Below are 23,170 nucleotides of genomic sequence, written 5' to 3' on the forward strand. Positions count from 1 at the left end.
AGCTTCTTCGAAAATTCAATTCTTAGATATACCTTTTAAAAGCATATAGACATAAAATATATAGTTTTATGTCCAAAAAATAAAATGTAGTTATTTCAATGTATACATAGTATTAATTGGATTTTATGTCAGTTATATGTCAGATATTTAAATGTTTTTTATTTTGTTTTTATGTTACAATAAATACTATAATGTTATTTATTGGAGGAAAGAGATGAGTTTTGCATTTATAAGAAAAAGAAGCAAAAACTACATAGTTTATTTAGAATATAAAGATCCTGAAAGCAAGAAAAAAATACAAAAAAATATGGGGTCATATCCTAAAAAAAGAGATGCTTCTAAGAAGTTAACCGAAATAAAAGATAGCATATATAATGATGATTTATTACTCCCAAGTACGCTAACTTTAGAAAAATTTTTGATTGATTTTGTAGAAAAATATAAAGTAAATATATCAATAACTACATATAATTGTTACCTTAGAATATGTAATAAATATATAATTCCTATGTTAGGAAGATATAAATTAGAAGATTTAAAACCTATTCATATACAAAATTATGTGGATGATTTAGTAGGAATACTTACTCCTCAAACAATAAAAATCCATATTAACATACTTAAATTAGCTATGAAAAAAGCATATAGATTAAAGTTGATTCGAGAAAATATAGTTGAATATATAGAAATTCCTAGAGTAAGAAAGTTTAAAAATGATATATATAATCAAGCTGATTTGCATAAGCTTCTTGAAAAATGTGTAGGAACTTCTCTAGAATTACCCATTTTTATAGCTAGTGGATTAGGACTTAGAATATCAGAAATTTTAGGACTCACTTGGAATAACATAGATTTTAATAATAATACCGTAACAGTAGATAAGATTACTGTAAGAAATGACGGTAAAGTTATACTAAAAGATCCTAAAACAGAAAGTTCAGAAAGAACTATTTCAGCGCCTATAGAACTTATGAATAGACTTAAAAATTATAAAAAGCAACAAATAGAAATGAAGTTACAAGGTAAAATTAAAAATGAATTTAACTTATTATTTTTCGATAAAAATGAAAATCCTATAGCGCAAGATGTTTTAAGCAAAAAGTTCAACCGATTTTTGAAAGAAAATAATTTAAAACATATAAGGTTTCATGATCTTCGTCACTCTCATGTAACTTTACTTATAAATTCTAAAGTTCCTATTAGAGTAATATCAGAAAGAGTTGGTCACTCTAATATTAATACAACTTTAAATATTTATTCTCATGTTCTAAAAGAAATGGATAAAGAAGCTAGCGATAAAATTTCAGAAGTATTATTTAATTTAGGTTAAAGCAAAACACACCTTTTAAAATCAGTTTTAAAAGGTGTGTTTTTATTAATGTGGATAATTAATCATAAATAAAGCTTTAGTTTTTTAAAATTGATTTAAATGGATTTTATTCGTTAATATTGTAAAAAACACAAATTAGATTCAATATAATTATATTATGTAAACTAAAATGGTTTTTAGTAAGTATTTTGAATTTTATTAAGAGTATGTTTATTTTAAAAATTATTTATTCAAACTTATTCTACTAGATTATTTATAAATTCCCTTATACTGTTAATTAGCTCTGTAGTATTTTCTATATAAGGTACATGCCTACCTTTTATAATTTTCAAATCATAATTTTTAAAATTAAAAGTCATATAATGTTTAGAACCTATAGCTAAATCTTCTTCACCACTGATAATTAAAGTAGGAGTCTTAATTTCTTTACTGATATCTCTATAATCATAAAAGTAGCTGTCATTAGAAAAAGATTGTTCAGCCATAGAGGTATTTAATATTCCTTTATCTATCTCACTTACCTTTAAATAGTTATCAAAATTTGAATATTGCAGTTTATAATAAAGATTACATTCTAAAAGTTCTTGTATTATATTTTGCCAAGAAATTTTTAAGTCTTTATTATTATTTATATTAGCTACTCCTAATATTTTGCAACCTTCTAATATTTGGCTCTTAAGAGATTCTTTCATGTCTAGTGTACAGTTCATAAGTATAATTCCTTTAATATTTTCAGGATACTTGTGAGCATATGCAGTAGCTAGTATTCCTCCAAATGAATGTGCAAGCAATATAGCCTTATCAATATTAAATTTCTTTCTTATACATTCAATATCATCAATGATGGCATCTACTGAATAGTCAGAGTACTCATCTCCTTCTGACCTTCCACAACCTCGTTGATCCATATAATACATAGTTAAATCTTTAGATAAATAATCCTTACAAAATACTTCAAAATCCTTACTCCATGCACCAGGTCCTCCGTGTATATATATGCAATTTGCACCCGTTCCAACTTTATTTACATATAAACTTAAATTATCTTTTGTTTTTATAAACATATTTGCCTCCTATATAATTTCAATGGTACTATTATATCAAAAAAATAAGAGTATGTAGTATCATACTCCTATTTTAAAGTTACTATTATTATTTATTTTTAACTATACTCTCTCCTGCTCTTTTACCAAATACTAAGATTTCAGTTATAGCGTTACCTCCAAGTCTATTTGTACCATGAGTACCACCAACTATTTCACCGGCTGCATATAAACCGTTTATAACATTTTCATCTTCTTTTAATACTTGGTTATTAGCATTAATTTTAACCCCACCCATCGTATGGTGAACTGCAGGTGCTATAGTTTGTATATAGAAAGGCCCTTCTTCTATAGAAACTAACTTACCTCTTCTATTAAAGTCTTCATCTTTTCCGTTTTGAACATATTTGTTATATTTGTTAATAGTTTCTTTTAACATATTCTCATCTATATTAAAGAACTTTGCTCCTTCTTCTATTGAGTTAAACTCTCCAAATAGCTTATCTTTTTTTAGTCTAGTTACTTCAGCCCCATTAGCTGTAACCCCATTATTTATAGATTCAACTTCTTGTCCCCATACTAAGTAAGCAACATTTCCTTCTTGATTTAATATACCTTCAGAAACAACATCTCTTCTTTCAAGCTCTTCAACAAATCTTTTTCCTGATTTATTAACCATTACAGCTCCGTCAAATCTAGCCCCACCAACATGTGATAATTCTCCTGTATTTGGATTAGATATAGGGAATGTTTGAATGTAGTTCATATGAACAAATTTTGCTCCAAGTTCTTCACACATAACATGACCTTGCCCAGTTACTCCACTAACATTAGTAGTTTTATATCTTTCATCTAAATTCTTGTTGTATCTTTGTCTCATTTCTATATTCCCACTGAAACCTCCAGTAGCAAGTATAACTCCAAAATTAGCATTTATACTTATTTGATTTCCTGAAACATTAGCATTTACTCCAACTACTCTACCACTCTCATCACATATTAAGCTTTGGCAGTCAACACCATTAACTATTTTAACACCTAAGCTTATAGCTTTTTCTCTTAGTTTGCTTATAAGTTCTATAGCATATTTACCTTTGAATACCGCTGCTCTTGGGACTTTATGTCCTCCAAAATGGATAAGCTTATTTTCTTTAAATTCAACACCAACAAAATCTTTTAACCAGTTATATGTTGTTAATGCATTTTCGACCAATATGTCAACTTGATCTAAATTACTTTCGTTGTCTCCACCAGTAACTATATCTTCGTAATAACTTTCTTTACTATCTATAACATTAGTAGCTATTTGAGCATCATTACCTGGTATGTTTACTCCACCCATTGATACTAAAGTATTTCCGCCTAAAGTATTCATTTTTTCTAAAACTACAACTTTAGCACCTTCTTTAGAAGAAGCTATAGCTGCAGAAAGCCCAGCTCCTCCACTACCCACTATAACTACATCAAACTTTTCATTATTTTTTATATTAACTCTTTTAGCACCTATTTTTTCTAAAGTTTCAGCTTCTAGTATTAAATTTTCTAATTGCTCTTTATTTCCTCCAGCTTGTATTAATGCTTCTTTAACAGATTCTCTTAATCCTCTTGAACTCATTGAACACCCTGATACATTTGGAACAAGGATAGTATTTTCTTTCACTATATTTGCTAAAACATGCTCAAATGCAGGATCTGATATAACTTTAGTTTCGTTATGAGATATAACTTCTATATTTTTTATAGTAGAGTTTTCTATACTAACTTCTAACTTTATTTCTCCACCGTATCCATTTCCTATTCCTATGTATTTTCCGTCTTTGTAATTCATAATATTCCTCCAGATGTAATTTCAATTTATACTTAAAGGTAAATTAGTTTACCACCAAACTAATTATACATCTAAATATAGTTTTATGTCAAACTATTTTGAATTTAAAACATGAATTTGTTTAATTTTACAAAAATTTCTTAAATTTAAAAATTAAAATTCCTATAAACATTATTAAAAGCATAATAGTCAAAGTTAAGTAATAACCATAATGCCATTTTAACTCTGGCATAAATTCAAAGTTCATCCCATAAATTCCTGTTATTATTGTAAGAGGTGCTGAAATTGCTGTTAGCAAAGTTAATTTAGTTATTAAATTATTTGTTTTTTCAGCAACTTGAGATGAATATATATCTAGCAATTTATCAGCTAATTCTCTCGTTGATATTGCAAAATTATAAAGTTTATCTATTCCAAAATCTATACTTTGTAAGTTATCAAGGTTATGTTTTTTTATATTAGAATATGTTAAATATCTTATGTTATCTTTTAGTATTCTATCACCTATATAAAGAAGAGGCCTTATATTTTTAACTATGTCTCTAGTTAAACTTCTTATATAACTTATCTCGTGAAAATGCTTATCTTCTACACCTTCTAACATTTTATCCTCCATATCTAATATCATATCTTCTAGTTTTTCTAAAGTTTCAAATCCATTTACAATTACCTCTTTAAAAATTAAATAATTGATTTTGAATAAAGCAACAACAGGAGTTTTATCAACTACTAAGTTTTCTTTAATTAGTTTTATTACATAATTATATATATAATGGTCTTTATCTGAAACAACAAGTATATAATTATCCGCTAAATATATATTAATCTCTTTAATAACAGCTTTTTTATTTATTAATTCAAATGTATTAAGACTTAAAAAATCATAATTATTAAATAGATCTAAACGTATATTATCATCAAAGTCTAAACAATCTTTAAATGTTATTTCATCTATATCTAAAATATTTTGTAATTTACCAAGTTCATACGGTGTTGATAATATTAAATAAGACTGATTTTTATTATAAAACCCTTTATAAAATTCATCTAAATAAGCTTTAGTATTTAAATTTAAAATATCCATATAATCACTCCATTTACTATAAGTATATTATGCATATAAGTATCAAAATTAATTCACGTGAAATACCTAGCATTTGTATATAAAAATACTAAAATGACAATTAAACCTCATAAGAACATTTGTTCGATTATTTTTTAAAAAAATAAAGGGATTAAATTCGATTTTAAGAGGTTTTACAAAACATTTAGTATAAATGTATTACAAATATAAATTTTAAAATTTTAATAGTATAAAATCTATTTAAATGTAATTCTTTTTATAAAATACGAATATCGTATAAAATAATAAAATTATGTAAACTATAATAAAAAGTACTTTTTAAATTATTACTTTTTATTATATAAAATATTATTTTTATCAAGTACAAACCCCCATCTCATAAAAACTTGTTATATAATTAAATTAGAAAATAAATATACATGGAGGTTTCTATGACTTTTAAAAATAATTTAAATAAATATGCAAGGTTAGCTGTAGAAGTAGGTGTGAATTTACAAAAAGGACAAATCCTTCTTCTAAGAGCACCTTTATCATGCAAAGAGTTCGCTAGAGAAATAATATCTATAGCATATGAACTAGGTGCTAAGGATGTTGAAGTTGAATGGAATGATGAAGAAAGTTCTTTAATAAGATACCTTAAAGCTCCAGAAGAAGTATTTGATGAATTTCCTAAGTGGAAAATTGAAAAATATAATTATTTATTAGAACAAGGTGCTTGTATTATAAATATAGACTCTTCTAATCCAACAATATTTAAAGATGTTGATCCTATCAGAATGCAAAAATCTAGTAAGGCATATAGTAAAAGCATTCCTAATTGGAGAGAAGCTATTATAACTGATAAAATAAGATGGACAATAGTATCAGTTCCTAGTAAAGAATGGGCATGTAAAGTATTCCCTGATTTAACGGAAGATAAAGCTGTTGATAAGCTATGGGAGTATATATTTAAATGTACTAGGATAGATCAAGAAGATCCTATAAAAGCTTGGAATGAACATAATGCTAAACTTAACGAAAAAGTTAAATTTTTAAATAATCATAACTTTAAAGAGCTTCATTATAAATCTTCTAAAACTGATTTACATATAGAATTACCTAAAGGTCACATTTGGGCTGGAGGCGCTAGCAAAGATCCTAATGGAATCTTGTTTAATGCAAATATGCCTACAGAAGAAGTTTATACACTACCTCATAAATATAAAGTAAATGGTATTGTATCCAATACTAAACCTTTTATATATAACGGAACTATAATAGATGATTTTACATTAACTTTTAAAGATGGTAAAGTTGTAGATTATACTGCTAAAGTAGGTTATGAATCATTAAAATCACTTATAGAGTTAGATGAAGGTTCTTGTTATCTAGGTGAAGTTGCATTAGTTGAAAATAATTCGCCTATATCTAATACTGGTATAGTTTATTATACTACTTTATACGATGAAAATGCATCTTGTCATTTAGCTCTAGGTAGTGCTTATAAAACAAGTATTGAAAATGGAAGTGAAATTTCTAAAGAAGAAATGGATAAATACGGTATAAATGATAGTATCACTCATGATGATTTTATGATTGGTTCTAAAGACTTAAATATAGTAGGTATAACTTATGATGGTAAAGAGATAGAAATATTTAAAGGTGGAAATTGGGCATAAAAAATAGTAGCTATACTAATTGTATAGCTACTATTTTTAGTTTATAGAGACTTTATGTAACCCACAACTTCTTCTATTATCCAGTCTGGAGTAGATGCTCCTGCTGTTAATCCTATAGTGTTATATCCTTTAAAGTCATTCTCATTTAACTCATCTACAGTTTCTATGGCTAAAGTAGGAACATACTCTTTACATATTTGAACAAGTTTTTGTGTGTTAGAACTATGTTTTCCTCCAACCACAACCATCATATCTACTTCTTTAGAAATCTCTTTTGCAGCTTCTTGCCTTACTTTAGTCGCTGAACATATAGTATTATTAAATACAACATCATTTAACTTATTAGATAAAGCTTCAACTATTTTATTATATAAATCTACATTTATAGTAGTTTGAGCTACTATACAATATTTATTAGATTTATCTAATTCAATAGATTCTAAATCTTCTAATGTTTTTATTATAATAGCCTCATTATTACACCATCCATTTATTCCTATAACTTCAGGGTGTTTAGAGTCTCCTATAACAACTACTTTATATCCTTTTATATAATACTTTTTAGCTATTTCATGTATCTTCTTTACAAATGGACACGTAGTATCTATAATATTTATATTTTTATCTTCAGATTCTATATATACAGTTTCCCCCACTCCATGGCTTCTTATAATCATATTATTTGAAGAGGGAACATCATCAACCTTATCTATAGTTTTTAATCCATTTTCTTCATATTTTAAAACTGCTTGCTTATTGTGAATAAGTGGACCAAGAGCATATATGCCATCATCACTATTTTGAAGTTCATCCCAAGCCATTTTCATAGCTCTTTTAACTCCAAAACAAAAACCAGCATTTTTAGCTATTTTAACTTCCATATTCAATCCCCTCTCTATTTAGCATTTTCATAATAATTTTCTTTTATAACTTCTAATACATTCTGTGATAATCTTTGATAATCTTCACCTGTAAGTCTTTCTTTATAGTATTCTTCAAAAGATATCGGTTTATCTATATATAAAGTTACTCTATTAAAGATTTTATAAGTACTAATTATAGAAATAGGAACAACTAAAGCCTTTCCTTTTACAGCAAACATTCCAAGTCCTGCTTTAGCTTCCAAAAATCCTATATCTTTATTTCTAGTTCCTTCTGGGAAGATTCCTATACATCCATCACTTCTTAAAACTTTTAATATACTTTTTATAGTAGAAGGTGTAGGATTATCTCTATCAACAGGTATAACATTGATTTTATTTAGAATATACCCTAAAGGCTTTACTTTAAATAATTCTTTTTTTGCAACAGCTGTAACTACTCTGTTTTTGTGCATTGATGCAGCTAAAAATATAGGGTCTAAATTAGACCTATGATTTGCAGCTAATATTATTGGTCCATCTTTAGGTATATTTTCAATACCTATTACTTTAAATTTAAAAAATATACTTGAGAAAGCTTTTAAAACTCCCGTTACAACATTATAAAACTTCACATTAATCTCCCTTCAAGGTTACTTTATTTTATTAATAACTAAATCAACTACATTATCTATACTTTTACCTGTAGTATCAATTTCAATAGCATCATTTGCTTTAACTAAAGGTGCAAATTCTCTATTAGAATCTATTTCATCTCTTCTTATTACATCCTTAATAACTTCGTCTAAAGTAATGTCATATCCTTTTTTTACAAGTTCTTTATATCTTCTTTCTCCTCTTTCATTAGGAGAAGCTACCAAGAAAAACTTATAATCAGCGTTAGGGAATACATATGATCCTATATCTCTACCATCTAATATAACAGAGCTTCTATTTCCTATTTCTCTTTGAACATCTACCATTAAATATCTAACATCTTTTATTTGAGCAATATTAGATACATTATTGCTAACTTCTGGAGTTCTTATTTCTTCTTTTAATATTTTACCATCTAGGTATATATTATTATCTTTAAAATCTATATCACTATTTTTAGCTAATTCTACTATAGTAGATTCATCATTCACATCTACGTTGTTTTGTAATACCTTATATGTTATAGCTCTATACATAGCTCCTGTGTCTATATAGTTAATATTTAATTTATCTGCAACAATTTTAGCTATTGTACTTTTACCTGCTCCTGCTGGTCCATCTACTGCTATTACTAAATTTTTCATAATTACTTCACTCCTATTCAACTATGTCCGGTCTTAATTTTCTTGCTTCATTTAGATATATGTGTTTTATATCATTTTTAGTTTTCTTGCTATTTACATTAACCATTACTCTTATACATTTTCTAAGACTTCCTTGTATATACTTCTCTTCAAAGTTTAGTAATGGCGTATCATGAATATTTAATATATCTCTAACCGCAACAGAAGGATATACTGAATCCAAATCACTAGTCATTGTAAATACCATACTTATTATATCATCTGTATCTAAATTGTTTTTATTTATTATAGTTTCTACTAATATTTTAGTTTCATTTAATATTTCCTCTATAGAGTTTTTTTTAACTGTCGTCGCTCCTCTAATTGCCAATACTCTCATTAATAATCACTTCCTGCTAAGTATCCTGTTGAAAAAGCTATTTGAAGATTATATCCGCCTGTTTCTGCATCTATATCTATAACTTCTCCAGCAAAGAATAAATTTTTAATTAATTTAGATTCCATATTTGATGAATTTATTTCTTTTACACTAACTCCACCACTTGTTACCATAGCAGCTTTTATAGTTAGCATTTCAGAAACAGTTAATTTCATTTCTTTTATATATTCAACAATTTTTAATTCATCATCTTTTTTCAACTCATTAGGCTTTACATCACTTAAATTAAGTAAATTTAAAATTTCTTTTACAAAATTTTGAGGTAATATACTTTTTAAATTTGTTAAAATATTTTTGTTAGGGTTTTCTCTTATTATTTTAGATATTTCCTCTTTTGAAATATTAGGTAAAAAATCTAAATTTATTTCAATAGATCCATTGTCTAAAGCTTTATTTATGTATGAAGAAAACTTTAAAACCCCTGGTCCTGATATTCCAAAATGTGTAAATATCATGTCACCTTGCATATCTATTTTTTTCTTTTTAATTTTAGTACTTATATTTACATCTTTCATAGAGACACCTTGAAGGTTTTTAATAAAACTTTCTTTAGTAACTAAAGGGATTAATGCTGGATAAAGTGGTTTTATAGTATGTCCATAGTTTTCTAATACTCTAAACATTGACCCATCAGAACCTGTAGCTGGATAACTTTTACCACCAGTAGTAATTATGATTTTATCAGCATATATTTTTTCACCATTTTCTATTATAACACCTTTGGCTTCATTATTTTCTACTATTAAATCACATACTTTTTTATTGTATAACAATTTAACTTTATTTTTTAACAAATCATTTCTAAGTATTTCTATAACTTCATCTGCTTTATCAGACTTTGTATATACTTTTTCATCATATTCAACCTTGTATTCTAAATTATTTTTACTAAAATACTGCAATAAATCATAATTAGAAAAAGTATAAAAAGAGCTATATAAAAACTTTTTATTATTAACAACCTTATCAAAAAAGTCTTCTATATTTCTATTATTAGTTATATTACATCTTCCACCACCAGTAAGTTTAAGCTTTTTACCGATTTCAGAGTTTCTTTCTATTAATGTTACTTCATTTTGCTTTGAAGCCGAAATAGCTGCCATTATTCCAGCAGGACCTGCTCCAATAACTATAACCTTTGACATATTTATATCTCCTTACTCAAGTGCTGAGTTATTAATTTTTTCATTGTTTTTTATGTGAGTAGTATCGTTCATTTTTATTATAACTGGTCCGTAGTCTCTGTACTCTACAATATTTAAAGCAGTATTATCTTGCTTTATTCTATATATATTTTCCATTCCTGAATTTAAGAAAGATAAAAGCATAACTCTAACAGTTACAGAATGTGTTACAAGTAATATATGCTTATTATCGTACTTTTCATTAAGCTCACTTATGAAATTGTCTACTCTTTCTTTTATTATATGAAGTGTTTCTCCTTCAGGTATATTTACTAAGTGAGGTTCATTTCTCCAAGTTTTATATACATCTGCATATTCGTTTTTTATTTCGTCTATTAATAAACCTTCCCACTTACCAAATCCCATTTCTCTAAGTGCAGGAGTTTCATTCACCTCAATGTTTAAACTTTTCCCAAGAATTTCAGCAGTTTGAACAGCTCTACCTAAATCACTTGAAAATATATAGTCTATATTATGATTTTCACATAAACTTTCTGCTAATTCTTTTGCTTGCTCTTCTCCTTTAGGTGTTAAATCGGAATTTCCATGACCTTGAGTTTTACCTAAAATGTTCCAATTAGTTTGACCGTGTCTTACTATATAAAATGTATTCGCCATAAGTAGCCTCCTATATTTGTACGTCTTTAGTTTTAACGCTTATCAAAATTTTATTATATCATAATTTGACAAATTTAAAAACTTAAACATACAAATCTATATATAAGGACAATATATATAAATAATAATTATAAAGGAGTATTTAAAGTATGAAATATAAGTATAAATATTTAATGATTATAATTATTTTACAAGTGTTTTTATTAGGCATAGGGAAAACTAGTAAATTTAATGATAATTATATATATAAAAATATATACATAGAAGATGTAAACGTATCAACTTTAAACATTGAAGATGCATATAATTCAATTCAGCGTAAATATAAAGAAAAAAATATTAATTTAAGTTATGATAATAAAACATACAAAATAAAACCTAAAGATATAGACTTAAATTTTAATATAGACAAAGCAGTAAAAGAAGCTTATTTGTATACACGAAGTGAAAATAGTTTTGATAATATTAAAAGAAAAATTAGTCTAAATACAAATAACGACTATACTATACCTTTAGTAGCAACATACAACGAACAAAAACTCACAAATATAATAAGTAAAATATGCAATGATATAAATATAAATGAAAAGGATGCAACTATAAATGTAGATGAAACTAATAAGATTATACGAACAGAATCTAAAAACGGAAAAGAAGTAGATAAGATTAAGTTAAAAGAAAATATATATGATATGATTAAAAATAAAAAATTAGAAGATATAGATATTCCTGTAAATACAATAACTCCTAAAATATCTACAGAAGATGTTAACTCTATAGATACAGTACTTGGACAATTTAGCACAACTTTTAATCATACTACAGCTCGAGGAAATAATATTTATGTTGCAGCTAAAGATACAAGTGATATCTTGATAATGCCACATAAAGAGTTTTCATATAATAAAGCTACAGGTGCTAGAACATGGCATAATGGGTATAAGACTGCTAAAGTTATAGTTGGTGGAAAGTATGTAAATGGAGAAGGAGGAGGTGTTTGTCAAGTTTCTACAACTATATACAATGCCTGCTTGCTTTCAGGTATGGATATTACGGAAGTTCATAATCATACTTTTATATCAAGATATGCTCCTGCTGGACGTGACGCAGCTGTTTCTTATGGGTATACAGACTTTAAATTTAAAAACCCCTTAAAACATCCTATTTATATAAAAAATGTAGTTAATAAAGGTATTATAACATCAAAAATATATGGTTGTAACGATGATAGAGAAAAAATATATATAACTACTAAAAGTAATTATGAAAAAGAAAAAATAAAAGTTGATACTTATAGAATATATCTTGATGAAGAAGGAAATAAGATAAGAGAAGAACTTATAAATAAAAATATATATAAGAAAAAATAATATATAATATAAAAGGGATAGAATTTATTCTATCCCTTTATTTCTTGTACTTTACTATCAATTAATTGTAAGTTATATTGTTGTATTATTTGAATTAAAAGATTCTTATATGTAAGATTACCATCCTTATCAGAAACTGTGCTATAACCTGCATCTTGTAATGCTTGAGCCTGATCTATATATGTATGTTTATTTAATACATCTTTGTATCTTGGATTTTCACTTAAAAACTTAGCGTGATCTTTTATAGATTCAGATTTAGATTTATAAGCTCTAAACTCATCTGTTATAACTTTATCGTAATATTCACTAGTTTCTATGTTTACAGAATCACCTTTCCATGAAGAATGTGCCTTTATTCCAAATAAATTATTATATTTAGCTGATAATTCAGATTCTCCCCAATTTGACTCAAGTATAGCTTGAGCTATAGTAATAGATGGCAATATATTATACTTTTCATAGTTATCTATAGAACTATCTTTTATTGAATTTATAAACTTCATATATTTAGTATCAGGATTAAGTCGTGATGGCTTTAACCCATAATATTTTAAATCGTTTATGTAATTATGAACTCTCTTAATTTGCTTACTATTAAAATTTAATTTTTCCAGTACATTTTCCAATTTATCTATTTTATATGTATTTTCTTCTTTAATAATAAATAACTCAGATATTTTTTTTATTTCGTCATCATTAACATTTTTAAAATTATTATTATGTTCAACGCCTATTATACTAGCTACATTTTTCCAATTAACTTGAGATTTTGAATAACTAACCTCATCTACACATGTTATAAACTTACTTACATCTATTTGATATTTTTTTATTTCTTTTAAATTTAATATTTTTATAAACAAAGCAAAAACTAATAATAAAGTAATTATTATAAAACCTATTACTATTTTCTTTTTATTCAACTATACATCCTCCTTGCTAATAACTCTACTTTAAGTGTCTAAATAATTATAACATTATATAAGTATAATTATTGTAACAAAGTTGTAAGATACAATATTGACACCATAAATTATAAAGATTAGTATTTAATTAAAATAATATATAGGAGTAAAAAAATGATAACTTTAAACTTTAATAAAGATGGTAATGAAATTAAATTAAAAGCAAATATATGTAAAAATAAAAACTTATCTAAATATATGGATTTTGAATATTTTACTAAGCTTTGTAAGGAAGGTTGTCCTCATTACAATTTAAGCTATACATGTCCACCAAATAGTCCACGTTTTACTGATTATACTAGTAATTATGAAAAATCTTTAGTAATAGCAATGTATATGACTTTAGATAATGATACAAGTATAAACGATATACACCCTTACTTAAGACGTGTTTTATCGGATTTACTTATACCTCTTGAAAAAGAGTTTAATGGTCTTTTAACTGATGGTGGACGTTGTAGGTATTGTGATGAATGCACATATACACAAAACCTACCATGTAGATTTCCTGATAAAATTCGATTTAGTATGGAAGCTATGGGAATTGATTTAGATAAAGTATGTAAGGATATACTGAATCATTCTATTATTTGGAATAAAGATAATGAACATAGTTACTGTACTGTACTAGGATCTATAAATTTTAACGGAAATATCAGTGAAGACATTTTTAAAAATTCAATATTAAAACTTATATAATTTCTAATAAAATTAGTTTACTTTGGAGAAACTTATTTAAGACTACATTATTTAATTTGGAGGTAAACTAATGGATAATATGAGTGAAATGAGAAATAGATTAGATAATGGTAACTATGATTTGACGCTTGAAATAGGAGAAAATACTTACTTCAAAACATATGAAGATGTAGATCATCAAGCAGCTGAAGATGTAGTTAGAAATTATCTAAGAAACACTGCAGATGATGCAGAGTTTAGTGATTTAGAAATAAAGCATCATAGAGATAGACGAACTGTAAGTATCAATGCAAAGCTAAGTTATGATAATGATAGACATAAAGATTATTCAAATAGAAATAAATTAATGTAGTTAAAACACAAAAGTGAGCAAAGAATATTCTTTGCTCACTTTTAATCGTCAAATAAAAAAACTATCTACACACTATTTTTTATAGATACCCAACTTAAAAGTATCTAAACAATTTTATACGTACGAAAAAATCTACCTAAAAAATTTAGGTAGATTACTAAAAATTATTTATTCATATAATCCTTGGTATCTATAGGAAGACCTTTTTTATCTAATTTATCTTCTACTATTTCTTTTATTATAGAGTAAATTATAGCAAATAAAGGAACTCCTATAATCATGCCAACTAATCCTAAGACTTTACCAGCTACTAAAAGTGAGAATAATATCCAGAATGCTGATATTCCTATAGAATCTCCAAGTATTTTAGGTCCTATTATGTTACCATCTAACTGTTGTATAACTATTATTATTAATATAAACCATAATGCTTTTATTGGAGATACAAATAATATTATTATGGTTGCAGGTATTGCTCCGAAAAACGGTCCAAAGAATGGTATTATATTAGTTATACCTATAATAACTGATATCAATAATACATATGGCATTTTAAATATAGTCAGTATTATAAATGTTAGAACACCTATTATAGCTGAATCTATTATCTTTCCACTTAAAAATCTTCCAAAAGTATCATTACTTCTATGCACTAACTCTAATATTCTTCTAGATTGTTTTTCATTAAAACAAGCACAAACAACTTTTCTTCCTAAAGCACAGAATTTTTCCTTATCAATAAGTAAGTATATCGATACAATAAGCCCTAGGATTATATTCCATATACTTGAAGCAACTATACCTAAAGCTTGTCCTAACACAGGAATTAATCCAGCTGCCACGCTTATAACATAGTTTACTAAATCTGTTAACTTAGTAATCGCTAGATTTAAATATTCTTCATTAACGTTTAAATCCCTTGTATACTTATCAACTAATTCTGATAAATTAGCAAGGTAAGTTGGAATGTCATTAACTAATCCCATAATACTCTCAACTAACTGAGGCAATACAAATTGTATAAATAGTCCTAGTAAAATAAATGCAATTAGGTATGTAATTACAAGCCCTAATGCTCTTTTACTTCTATGTTTAAGATTTTTTAATTTTTTAAGACTAAATAGCTTGTCTTCAATAAATACTAAAATAAAGTTAAGTAAGTAAGCCATTACACCGCCTATTATAAATGGTTGTAATGTTGACATAATGTCACTCAACTTCCCTGTGAAAACACTCGTATCCCACACAATGCGATAAAAAATAATACTACAGCAAATAACTATAAACGAATATAGAGATATTGTTGTATATTTACTGTTCCAATCTAATTTCATCTCTTCCTCCTATTTAATTGTAAATTTCTTTTTAATTGATACTAACCATTAAATAATATTTAGTATCAACATAATATATCTACAACCATTATATACTATTTTAAAGAGATTTACATATCTTTATTTAAAAAGTATATTTTATAATTAGCTGCTCAAAATAATTATAAATATATTTTTAAAAGGAGAATTTAAAATGGCTAAAAAGTGTAAAAGTGAATGTAATAATCAATGGGCAGGAGGCATAAACTCTTTAACTAGTAAAACTGGTGTTAAAGAAAAAGATGCAACTAATAACCAATGGACATCTACATTAAAAAAATCACCTGAAGTTTACTCTGAGAATTGCCACCCTGAAAAACACAGTAAATAATAAAATAAAAGCCGACTACTTGTAAATTGACTTTAATTTAGTCGGTTTTTTAATAACATATTAAAATTTAAATTTTTGGGTTATTGAATAGTTTTAATAAAAATATGTATATACCTATTAAGTTAAAAACAATCTAAAAGTGAATTATTTAATTTATATTTATTCATTTTTATTTATCATAAAAACTTTTTAAAAACTTAAGAAAATTTCAATATTAAACGGATATGTTTAATTGATAATATATAGAGGGTATATACCATTTCGAGGTGATTAATTATGGAAAATAAATCAAAATTAGAAGCAACATTAATATTAGAAGGCATTCTATTTGGAATCATAGGTATACTATTTTTTATAAATCCAATAGAATCTTATTTTAGCTTTACAACAGTAGCAGGTATTTTATTAATTATAGCAGGTATTTTTAGAATAATGAGAGCTTTTAAAACTGATGAAAAAGCATATTACATATTTAATGGAATAATAAATATACTATTTGGATTAATAGTTTGGTTTACACCTGTATCAACTACACAAACATTAATATTATTCTATGGTATTTGGGCTTTAATAAGAGGTATTTACTTATTAATTCTTTCAATTAAAAGAAAGAAAATAGGGTTTAATGTAAATACTTTATATAATATATCTCTTATAGTTTTAGGTTTATTAATATTATCAAATCCTATAGTAACTTTACTCGCTACTCCATATATAATAGGTATATATTTTATAGTATCAGCTATATGCGAGATTTATTTAGGATTCCAGTTATAATTAGGTTAAATAAAAAAGTGAACTCAATTTCGAGTTCACTTTTTTATTTATTATCTTCATTAGAATTAATCATATTTTCTATCATAGCAAGTTGTTTTTTTGAAGTATTAATTTTTACATTTAACTTATTTAATCTATTTTGCATTGACTGTTTTGATTTTTCATCAGATAAATTTTTCATTTCTTCTAAGCCTTGATTGTATACTCTTTCTAAAGACTCTATTTTTATCTTCATTTTTTCATATACAGCCTCTGGATTATTTTTTAATTCTAAAAACTTTTTTTCATTAATAGATAACATCTTAAAATAAACTAAATAAATTAACATCATCACACTTATGTTAAATGTTACAAAATTTGAATTTTGAGTAATTAAGCTTACCAATTCAATACATACAAAGTTAAATAGTAATAACCTAGTTAATACTTTTTGATTATTTAAAAATTCTTTGCTAGTACTTTCTTTACTTTTCATAAATCTAAATGGAATCAGTACTGTCAATACTGGTGTTAAAAATAATACATTAGATTCAAAAACTGCATATATAATACTAAATATCATTATAAAGGATTTTGTTCTCTTGATTGAGTTACTTTGATTCAATTTGCAGCACCCCTTTAACTTTTTCTAATTATATCTTTATAAACATTTTATATTAAAATAATATCAATATAATACCACATATTACATAAAAAATAAAATCAATTTTGTAAATAATTTGATAAAGATAAGAAATGTTTACCTTTGATTTATTATAAATAACAATGTATAATATATTATTATACGGTTATCGAACTTATGTTTGGAGGTGTTCAAAATAGATATTATTTCAAAGCTTAAAATATTATCTGATGCAGCTAAATACGATGTATCTTGTTCCTCTAGTGGTAGCAATCGTAAAAATAAAAACGGTGGTATAGGAAGTACATCAGTTAATGGTATATGTCATACATTTACACCAGATGGAAGATGTGTATCTCTACTTAAAATACTTATGACTAATGTATGCATTTATGACTGTAGTTATTGTATAAATAAATCATCTAATGATATTCCTAGAGCAACTTTTTCGGTAGATGAAATTTGTAATTTAACTATAAATTTTTATAAAAGAAACTACATAGAAGGGCTATTTTTAAGTTCTGCAATTATAAAAGATCCTAACTTTACTATGGAAAAACTATATCAAATTGCTCACAAACTTAGAAATACTCATAAATTTAATGGATATATTCATATGAAAGCAATTCCTGGTGCAGATAAGGAATTAATTGAAAAGGTTGGCTTGCTTGTAGATAGAATGAGCGTAAATATAGAGTTGCCTTCAGCAGATAGTTTAAAATTATTGGCACCAGATAAAAACAAGGAAAAAATACTTATTCCTATGAAAAATATTAATAATACTATAATACAAAATAAATCTGAAAGAAAAATATTTAAACATGCTCCCAAATTTGTTCCTGGGGGACAAAGTACACAGCTTATAGTAGGAGCTTCTGATGATAGTGATTTAAAGATATTAAACTTAACTCAAAATCTATATGATAAATTAAATTTAAAAAGAGTTTACTACTCAGCATTCGTACCAGTTAATGATGATAGTAGATTACCAACGCTTAAAAATCCACCTACACTTAGAGAGCATAGGCTATATCAAGCTGATTGGCTACTAAGATTTTATGGTTTTAGAGCTAATGAATTATTAAATGATAAAAATCCTAATTTCAATATAAATTTTGATCCTAAAACAAATTGGGCTTTAAGTAATATACATTTATTCCCTATTGAAGTTAATAAAGCTAGCAAAGAAATGTTGCTTCGAATTCCAGGTATAGGAGCTAGATCTGTACAGCGAATATTAGCTATTCGAAAAGTTACTTCTCTAAACTTTGAAGATTTGAAAAAAATAGGTGTAGTTTTAAAAAGAGCTCAGTACTTTATAACTTGCAAAGGAAAATATTTTGGAGATGTAGAGTTTGATAAAGATTGCATAGAAATTAAATTAACTCCTAGCCAGGATCTTAATGTATTAGAATCACAAGGAAGCCAACTAAGCTTTTTTGATTACCCTACTCTTCTCCCATCTCCTGCAATTAGTAAAGTAGATGATATCTTTACGTCAGTAGTAGGGGAATTATAGGAGGATTTTATGATAGTTTACATGTATGATAATAATTTTGAAGGATTGTTAACTTGTATATATGAAGCTTATTATTCTAATATAAAACCTGAGGCTATATATTCAAAGCTTATGTATGAATATAACTTAATAGATAATGTAATAGAAATTGAAACTAATGAAAAAAAATATCTAAAAGTTTATGAATCCATAGAAAATAAAATTTCTAAAGAATCATTAAAAAAAATATATTATACTTATTTATCTGAATTAAAGGAAAGTGCTAATTTAATTTTTTCATACGTTCGTATGGGCTTTAAAATAGGAAAAGATATTGAACTTCATAAAAATAATGATATTGTTCTTAGTATTGATAAAATTGCTAAAAATGTATCATTAGAAAGACATAGATTCACAGGTTTGGTTAGATTTAAACAAGTTGATAATATATTTTATTCAACCATAGAACCAGATAATAATATAGTAAGCCTTTTAGGTGAACATTTTAAAAATAGACTTTCTAATGAGTATTTTATAATAAATGACGCAAAAAGGGATATAGCTCTTGTATATAATAAGGCTTATTATTATATAACAAAACTAGATGATAAAATGCTATCTTATTTAAATAATAAGGATGATTGTGGAGATTATAAGAACTTATGGAAAAGCTACTTTAATGCTACTAATATAAAAGAACGTGAAAATTTAAAACTTCAAAAACGTAATATGCCTTATAGATATTGGAAAAACTTAACTGAATATCAATAGATTGTCTATATAAAACTTTATTTTTGTTTTTCAAGTAATTTTTTTATGTCCCTTAATAATACTACTTCTTCTTTTGGTTTATCTTCTTTTGATTTTGTTTCTAATTCTTTTTCACTAGTAGACTTTAGCTTTATTAGAGCTTTTATAAATAAAAATATACAAAAAGATACTATAAGAAAATCTACTGTAGTTTGTATGAAATTTCCTAAGTTAAGTGTTACATCAGGAGTGTTTCCCACTCCTTCTTTTAAAACTATTTTATATTCTGAAAAGTTTACTCCACCTGTTAACATTCCAACGATAGGCATTATAATATCATTAACAAGCGAAGTTACAATCTTAGAAAATGCTCCTCCAACAACAACTCCTACTGCAAGATCTATAACATTACCTTTTACAGCAAATTCTTTAAACTCCTTTAGAAATTTTTTCATAAATATCTCCTTTCTTTATAACTATAGTTTCATATAACTTATAATTTCAAAAAAGGAATTTTTTATTACAAAATTCATTAAATTTTAATTATTACTTTAAATAAAAAGACTTCTAGATAAACAATTACCTAGAAGTCTTTTTAAAAATTATTTCATTAAGTTTTCTATATCCTCAATTTCAACTGGTATATGTTTAGATAAATTTTCACATCCACTTTCAGTTATTAATAAATCATCTTCAAGTCTTATACCTATACCCTCTTCTTCAATATAAAGACCAGGTTCATTAGTTATAACGACACCTTTTTCAAGTTTTGAATTATTAATCCACACATCATGAGTATCTAATCCTAAAGGATGTCCTATAGAATGGAAGTAGTATTTTCCAATCTCTTCTTCTTTTTCTATAAGTCCTATCTCTAAACAACCTTTAGCCAAAGTCTTTTTAGCTACATCATTTAAATCTTTTAAAGTAATTCCTGGTCTAGCTTCTTTTTCTACTTCTTTCATAGTAGCTAATACTATATTATATATTTGTTTTTGTCTTTCTGTAAATTTACCATTAATAGGTATTGTTCTTGATATATCAGCACAGTAATAGTTATATTCTGCACCTAAATCAAATAATATTAAATCTCCATCTTTAGCTTCTTGATTATTATCTTCATAGTGAAGCACTGTAGCATTTTTTCCAGCAGCACAAATAGTTGTAAATGCATGAGCAGATGCACCTAATCTTTTAATTTCAAAATCAAAGTGTGCTTCTACTTCATACTCTTTCATTCCAGGTTTTATATTTTTAGCCATAGATACTATACCTTCTTTAGTTATATCTATAGCAGTTTTTATAGTATTTATTTCATTATCACACTTAACCATTCTTAATTTTACTATTTCAGGATAAATATTTTTTATTTTTATGTATGGATATTTAACTCTCATAACATTTGCCATGTCTTGAGCTTTAGTTGATGCTATATCGATTGATTGTCTTTCAAGGTCAAAATAAACTTTATTTATTCCTCGTCTATCTATATATGCAGAAATTGTACTTTCAAATTCATCTAAGTATTTTATAGATTCTACTTTACTTGCTTCTTTAGCTTCTGATTTACTTATAGCTCGTCCTATCCACTTTGCCATAAGCTCATCTTCCCTTTGAACATATATAGTTTCTATTACTTCATCCTCTGTTTTCAATATAGTTAATATTACTTTTGTATCATCTATTCCTGTAAGATAATAAAAATTTCTGTTAGGTGTAAATTTATACTTTTGATCGGCACTTCTATATGGTGCATCCCCTGCAAACATTATAAGTAATGAGTTTTTTTTCATTTCTTTTACTAAATTTTTACGGTTTAATTCAAACATTTTATTACCCCCTTATGTAAATTTGTTTACAATCTAATTATAACACTTTTGCTATTTGAATAGTAAAACTCCTACAATTAATATTAATTTCTATTTAAATTTTGAAATATAAAATCACAACCTTTAAATATTTCATATATTATATTAGACACTATATTCCGTGTTGTTATTTTAAAATAAGGAGGAGTTTAATATGTCTTGTAATATGCATAATGAGTGTAATTGTTCATCAGAATGTAGGGTATTTAATGGAAATTCAGTAGACATAGATGTAAATAGCCATGACTGTGAGATACGTGCAGATGTAGTTGTATCTGAATATCAAGCTATAAGACTTTGGGGAAGGGTACTAAACTGTGATGGAAAACCTGTTGCAAATGCGTTGATCAAACTAATAAAAGTTGATTGTAATGGATATAAGGGGGTTGCTCATGCTGTAAGCGACTGTGATGGTTTCTATCAATTTGAAATTTATAATTGCGATAAAGCATATAATTATAAATTATTAGTAAGTAAAGCTACTTATGGTTCTGAAAAAGTAGTTCCTATCATATTTAATGAATGTGCCCCTTGTGATGGGCCAGATGTATATCCACCTAATTCTTATAATCATACACCTTATAATTTTAATCCTGATAATAAAGGTGCCCATTATGATGAAAAATATAATTATCATGAATTTAATTACGACGGTAGAATCCCTAAATACTATCACAAAAAATAAATAGTAATTAAAAAATCCTCCTAAAATCTAGGAGGATTTTTTAATTACTATTTATTTTTCAATTTAATTATCATATTTTTAAGAAGAACACATAGTTTATTTTAGTTATTCTAAAATTAATAAAAAGGAGCTATATAAAAGATTTTTGATTTTACATAGCTCCTTTAGTAAATTTTTTTTACTTATACGGATTATTCGATTGCTTAATAGTTGTTTTATATACGTGTATAGTTATAAGATACTATCTTAAATAATATTTCTATAATTATATTCTATTATATAATGCATAATTTGATTTTCTATAAGGCTTACTTTGGTTATAATTATCATAGCTACAATTACATCCACAATTACAGCTATTATCTTGATGATAACCACAGTTGTTACCTTCATGACAATTACAGCTACTAGGAGGAACTACTTTCGTTTCTTGTGGTTGACAAGGGTTATAATGTGGTTTTGAATATCCACATGGATCACAATTCCCACCCATTGTATCTATTATTGTTTCTCCTGCAGCAACTGACTTACT

Annotated in this window: 25 protein-coding genes; 10 read left to right on the forward strand and 15 right to left on the reverse strand. The window is 25.9% G+C overall.

Annotation, left to right across the window (positions count from 1 at the left end; translation table 11 throughout):
- The first annotated feature begins 214 nt into the window (after positions 1 to 214).
- Positions 215 to 1,330, forward strand: a complete 1,116-nt coding sequence (locus ACEXNK_RS10310; protein ID WP_373601437.1) for a tyrosine-type recombinase/integrase — start codon at positions 215 to 217, stop codon at positions 1,328 to 1,330.
- A 236-nt stretch (positions 1,331 to 1,566) separates the two neighbouring features.
- Here ACEXNK_RS10310 and ACEXNK_RS10315 read toward each other — a convergent pair whose 3' ends face one another.
- The 3 genes from ACEXNK_RS10315 to ACEXNK_RS10325 form a co-directional block, all read right to left on the reverse strand.
- Complete coding sequence (locus ACEXNK_RS10315; RefSeq protein WP_373601438.1) at positions 1,567 to 2,394, reverse strand: alpha/beta fold hydrolase; 828 nt, start codon at positions 2,392 to 2,394, stop codon at positions 1,567 to 1,569.
- A gap of 88 nt (positions 2,395 to 2,482) precedes the next feature.
- Entirely contained in the window at positions 2,483 to 4,201 is a 1,719-nt protein-coding gene (locus tag ACEXNK_RS10320; RefSeq protein WP_373601439.1) for a flavocytochrome c, read from the reverse strand.
- A gap of 127 nt (positions 4,202 to 4,328) precedes the next feature.
- Complete coding sequence (locus ACEXNK_RS10325; protein WP_373601597.1) at positions 4,329 to 5,285, reverse strand: magnesium transporter CorA family protein; 957 nt, start codon at positions 5,283 to 5,285, stop codon at positions 4,329 to 4,331.
- A 431-nt stretch (positions 5,286 to 5,716) separates the two neighbouring features.
- On the opposite strand from ACEXNK_RS10325, the gene ACEXNK_RS10330 reads away from it, so the two are divergent.
- Positions 5,717 to 6,943: an aminopeptidase gene (locus ACEXNK_RS10330; RefSeq protein ID WP_373601345.1), complete on the forward strand. Its 1,227-nt coding sequence runs from the start codon at positions 5,717 to 5,719 to the stop codon at positions 6,941 to 6,943.
- A 41-nt stretch (positions 6,944 to 6,984) separates the two neighbouring features.
- On the opposite strand, the gene ACEXNK_RS10335 is transcribed toward ACEXNK_RS10330, so the two are convergent.
- Genes ACEXNK_RS10335 through ACEXNK_RS10360 form a run of 6 tightly spaced genes read right to left on the reverse strand, consistent with a single transcriptional unit; the run spans position 6,985 to position 11,345 of the window.
- Positions 6,985 to 7,824, reverse strand: coding sequence for a 4-hydroxy-3-methylbut-2-enyl diphosphate reductase (locus tag ACEXNK_RS10335; protein WP_373601346.1), 840 nt, complete (start codon positions 7,822 to 7,824; stop codon positions 6,985 to 6,987).
- 14 nt (positions 7,825 to 7,838) lie between these two features.
- Positions 7,839 to 8,438, reverse strand: coding sequence for a lysophospholipid acyltransferase family protein (locus tag ACEXNK_RS10340; protein WP_373601347.1), 600 nt, complete (start codon positions 8,436 to 8,438; stop codon positions 7,839 to 7,841).
- 18 nt (positions 8,439 to 8,456) lie between these two features.
- On the reverse strand, positions 8,457 to 9,104 hold the full coding sequence (cmk, locus tag ACEXNK_RS10345; RefSeq protein WP_373601348.1) for a (d)CMP kinase: 648 nt from the start codon (positions 9,102 to 9,104) through the stop codon (positions 8,457 to 8,459).
- A 13-nt stretch (positions 9,105 to 9,117) separates the two neighbouring features.
- Positions 9,118 to 9,483 (reverse strand): chorismate mutase, encoded by a 366-nt coding sequence (aroH, locus tag ACEXNK_RS10350; RefSeq protein WP_373601349.1) that lies wholly within the window; start codon positions 9,481 to 9,483, stop codon positions 9,118 to 9,120.
- Entirely contained in the window at positions 9,483 to 10,688 is a 1,206-nt protein-coding gene (locus ACEXNK_RS10355; RefSeq protein ID WP_373601350.1) for an NAD(P)/FAD-dependent oxidoreductase, read from the reverse strand. Before ACEXNK_RS10355 ends, aroH begins: the two co-directional genes overlap by 1 nt.
- 12 nt (positions 10,689 to 10,700) lie before the next feature.
- On the reverse strand, positions 10,701 to 11,345 hold the full coding sequence (locus ACEXNK_RS10360) for a histidine phosphatase family protein (RefSeq protein ID WP_373601351.1): 645 nt from the start codon (positions 11,343 to 11,345) through the stop codon (positions 10,701 to 10,703).
- Between the two features lie 149 nt (positions 11,346 to 11,494).
- On the opposite strand from ACEXNK_RS10360, the gene ACEXNK_RS10365 reads away from it, so the two are divergent.
- The gene (locus tag ACEXNK_RS10365) at positions 11,495 to 12,715 is read left to right on the forward strand and encodes a VanW family protein (RefSeq protein ID WP_373601352.1); all 1,221 of its coding nucleotides are present in this window, start codon (positions 11,495 to 11,497) and stop codon (positions 12,713 to 12,715) included.
- A 29-nt stretch (positions 12,716 to 12,744) separates the two neighbouring features.
- Here ACEXNK_RS10365 and ACEXNK_RS10370 read toward each other — a convergent pair whose 3' ends face one another.
- The gene (locus tag ACEXNK_RS10370; protein WP_373601353.1) at positions 12,745 to 13,641 is read right to left on the reverse strand and encodes a glycoside hydrolase family 73 protein; all 897 of its coding nucleotides are present in this window, start codon (positions 13,639 to 13,641) and stop codon (positions 12,745 to 12,747) included.
- Between the two features lie 156 nt (positions 13,642 to 13,797).
- On the opposite strand from ACEXNK_RS10370, the gene ACEXNK_RS10375 reads away from it, so the two are divergent.
- Positions 13,798 to 14,382 carry a DUF2284 domain-containing protein gene (locus ACEXNK_RS10375; RefSeq protein ID WP_373601354.1) on the forward strand — a complete coding sequence of 195 codons (585 nt, stop codon included), beginning with the start codon at positions 13,798 to 13,800 and terminating at the stop codon, positions 14,380 to 14,382.
- 70 nt (positions 14,383 to 14,452) lie between these two features.
- Positions 14,453 to 14,734 (forward strand): hypothetical protein, encoded by a 282-nt coding sequence (locus ACEXNK_RS10380; RefSeq protein ID WP_373601355.1) that lies wholly within the window; start codon positions 14,453 to 14,455, stop codon positions 14,732 to 14,734.
- Positions 14,735 to 14,898: 164 nt separating this feature from the next.
- On the opposite strand, the gene ACEXNK_RS10385 is transcribed toward ACEXNK_RS10380, so the two are convergent.
- Positions 14,899 to 16,068 carry an AI-2E family transporter gene (locus ACEXNK_RS10385; RefSeq protein WP_373601598.1) on the reverse strand — a complete coding sequence of 390 codons (1,170 nt, stop codon included), beginning with the start codon at positions 16,066 to 16,068 and terminating at the stop codon, positions 14,899 to 14,901.
- A gap of 193 nt (positions 16,069 to 16,261) precedes the next feature.
- On the opposite strand from ACEXNK_RS10385, the gene ACEXNK_RS10390 reads away from it, so the two are divergent.
- Both ACEXNK_RS10390 and ACEXNK_RS10395 read left to right on the forward strand, forming a co-directional pair.
- Complete coding sequence (locus ACEXNK_RS10390; RefSeq protein ID WP_373601357.1) at positions 16,262 to 16,438, forward strand: hypothetical protein; 177 nt, start codon at positions 16,262 to 16,264, stop codon at positions 16,436 to 16,438.
- 276 nt (positions 16,439 to 16,714) lie between these two features.
- On the forward strand, positions 16,715 to 17,215 hold the full coding sequence (locus tag ACEXNK_RS10395; protein WP_373601358.1) for an HdeD family acid-resistance protein: 501 nt from the start codon (positions 16,715 to 16,717) through the stop codon (positions 17,213 to 17,215).
- 43 nt (positions 17,216 to 17,258) lie between these two features.
- On the opposite strand, the gene ACEXNK_RS10400 is transcribed toward ACEXNK_RS10395, so the two are convergent.
- Entirely contained in the window at positions 17,259 to 17,819 is a 561-nt protein-coding gene (locus tag ACEXNK_RS10400) for a hypothetical protein (RefSeq protein WP_373601359.1), read from the reverse strand.
- A 205-nt stretch (positions 17,820 to 18,024) separates the two neighbouring features.
- Between ACEXNK_RS10400 and ACEXNK_RS10405 the strand changes: the two genes are divergently transcribed.
- Together ACEXNK_RS10405 and ACEXNK_RS10410 are read left to right on the forward strand one after the other, a co-directional pair.
- A complete protein-coding gene (locus ACEXNK_RS10405) occupies positions 18,025 to 19,356 on the forward strand; it encodes a putative DNA modification/repair radical SAM protein (RefSeq protein WP_373601360.1) in 1,332 nt (443 codons plus the stop codon).
- A gap of 9 nt (positions 19,357 to 19,365) precedes the next feature.
- Positions 19,366 to 20,106 (forward strand): TIGR03915 family putative DNA repair protein, encoded by a 741-nt coding sequence (locus tag ACEXNK_RS10410; RefSeq protein WP_373601361.1) that lies wholly within the window; start codon positions 19,366 to 19,368, stop codon positions 20,104 to 20,106.
- A 17-nt stretch (positions 20,107 to 20,123) separates the two neighbouring features.
- On the opposite strand, the gene mscL is transcribed toward ACEXNK_RS10410, so the two are convergent.
- On the reverse strand, positions 20,124 to 20,540 hold the full coding sequence (mscL, locus tag ACEXNK_RS10415) for a large-conductance mechanosensitive channel protein MscL (protein ID WP_373601362.1): 417 nt from the start codon (positions 20,538 to 20,540) through the stop codon (positions 20,124 to 20,126).
- Between the two features lie 147 nt (positions 20,541 to 20,687).
- The gene (locus ACEXNK_RS10420; RefSeq protein ID WP_373601363.1) at positions 20,688 to 21,914 is read right to left on the reverse strand and encodes an aminopeptidase P family protein; all 1,227 of its coding nucleotides are present in this window, start codon (positions 21,912 to 21,914) and stop codon (positions 20,688 to 20,690) included.
- Positions 21,915 to 22,107: 193 nt separating this feature from the next.
- Here ACEXNK_RS10420 and ACEXNK_RS10425 point away from each other — a divergent pair, with 193 nt between their 5' ends.
- Entirely contained in the window at positions 22,108 to 22,638 is a 531-nt protein-coding gene (locus ACEXNK_RS10425; RefSeq protein ID WP_373601364.1) for a hypothetical protein, read from the forward strand.
- Between the two features lie 265 nt (positions 22,639 to 22,903).
- Here ACEXNK_RS10425 and ACEXNK_RS10430 read toward each other — a convergent pair.
- Positions 22,904 to 23,170, reverse strand: a 267-nt coding sequence (locus ACEXNK_RS10430) for a hypothetical protein (RefSeq protein ID WP_373601365.1), incomplete at its 5' end; no start/stop codon positions are given.

The sequence above is a fragment of the Paraclostridium bifermentans genome (genome assembly GCF_964259345.1).
Taxonomy (GTDB): domain Bacteria; phylum Bacillota; class Clostridia; order Peptostreptococcales; family Peptostreptococcaceae; genus Paraclostridium; species Paraclostridium bifermentans_B.

Coding starts and splice junctions, on each gene's coding strand:
- aroH (WP_373601349.1), bottom strand. CDS start 9,483: ATGAGAGTATTGGCAATTAGAGGAGCGACGACAGTTAAAAAAAACTCT.
- ACEXNK_RS10380 (WP_373601355.1), top strand. CDS start 14,453: ATGGATAATATGAGTGAAATGAGAAATAGATTAGATAATGGTAACTAT.
- ACEXNK_RS10420 (WP_373601363.1), bottom strand. CDS start 21,914: ATGTTTGAATTAAACCGTAAAAATTTAGTAAAAGAAATGAAAAAAAAC.
- ACEXNK_RS10360 (WP_373601351.1), bottom strand. CDS start 11,345: ATGGCGAATACATTTTATATAGTAAGACACGGTCAAACTAATTGGAAC.
- ACEXNK_RS10385 (WP_373601598.1), bottom strand. CDS start 16,068: ATGAAATTAGATTGGAACAGTAAATATACAACAATATCTCTATATTCG.
- ACEXNK_RS10410 (WP_373601361.1), top strand. CDS start 19,366: ATGATAGTTTACATGTATGATAATAATTTTGAAGGATTGTTAACTTGT.
- ACEXNK_RS10310 (WP_373601437.1), top strand. CDS start 215: ATGAGTTTTGCATTTATAAGAAAAAGAAGCAAAAACTACATAGTTTAT.
- ACEXNK_RS10320 (WP_373601439.1), bottom strand. CDS start 4,201: ATGAATTACAAAGACGGAAAATACATAGGAATAGGAAATGGATACGGT.
- ACEXNK_RS10330 (WP_373601345.1), top strand. CDS start 5,717: ATGACTTTTAAAAATAATTTAAATAAATATGCAAGGTTAGCTGTAGAA.
- ACEXNK_RS10395 (WP_373601358.1), top strand. CDS start 16,715: ATGGAAAATAAATCAAAATTAGAAGCAACATTAATATTAGAAGGCATT.
- ACEXNK_RS10355 (WP_373601350.1), bottom strand. CDS start 10,688: ATGTCAAAGGTTATAGTTATTGGAGCAGGTCCTGCTGGAATAATGGCA.
- ACEXNK_RS10325 (WP_373601597.1), bottom strand. CDS start 5,285: ATGGATATTTTAAATTTAAATACTAAAGCTTATTTAGATGAATTTTAT.
- ACEXNK_RS10425 (WP_373601364.1), top strand. CDS start 22,108: ATGTCTTGTAATATGCATAATGAGTGTAATTGTTCATCAGAATGTAGG.
- ACEXNK_RS10335 (WP_373601346.1), bottom strand. CDS start 7,824: ATGGAAGTTAAAATAGCTAAAAATGCTGGTTTTTGTTTTGGAGTTAAA.
- cmk (WP_373601348.1), bottom strand. CDS start 9,104: ATGAAAAATTTAGTAATAGCAGTAGATGGACCAGCAGGAGCAGGTAAA.
- ACEXNK_RS10365 (WP_373601352.1), top strand. CDS start 11,495: ATGAAATATAAGTATAAATATTTAATGATTATAATTATTTTACAAGTG.
- mscL (WP_373601362.1), bottom strand. CDS start 20,540: ATGAAAAAATTTCTAAAGGAGTTTAAAGAATTTGCTGTAAAAGGTAAT.
- ACEXNK_RS10390 (WP_373601357.1), top strand. CDS start 16,262: ATGGCTAAAAAGTGTAAAAGTGAATGTAATAATCAATGGGCAGGAGGC.
- ACEXNK_RS10375 (WP_373601354.1), top strand. CDS start 13,798: ATGATAACTTTAAACTTTAATAAAGATGGTAATGAAATTAAATTAAAA.
- ACEXNK_RS10315 (WP_373601438.1), bottom strand. CDS start 2,394: ATGTTTATAAAAACAAAAGATAATTTAAGTTTATATGTAAATAAAGTT.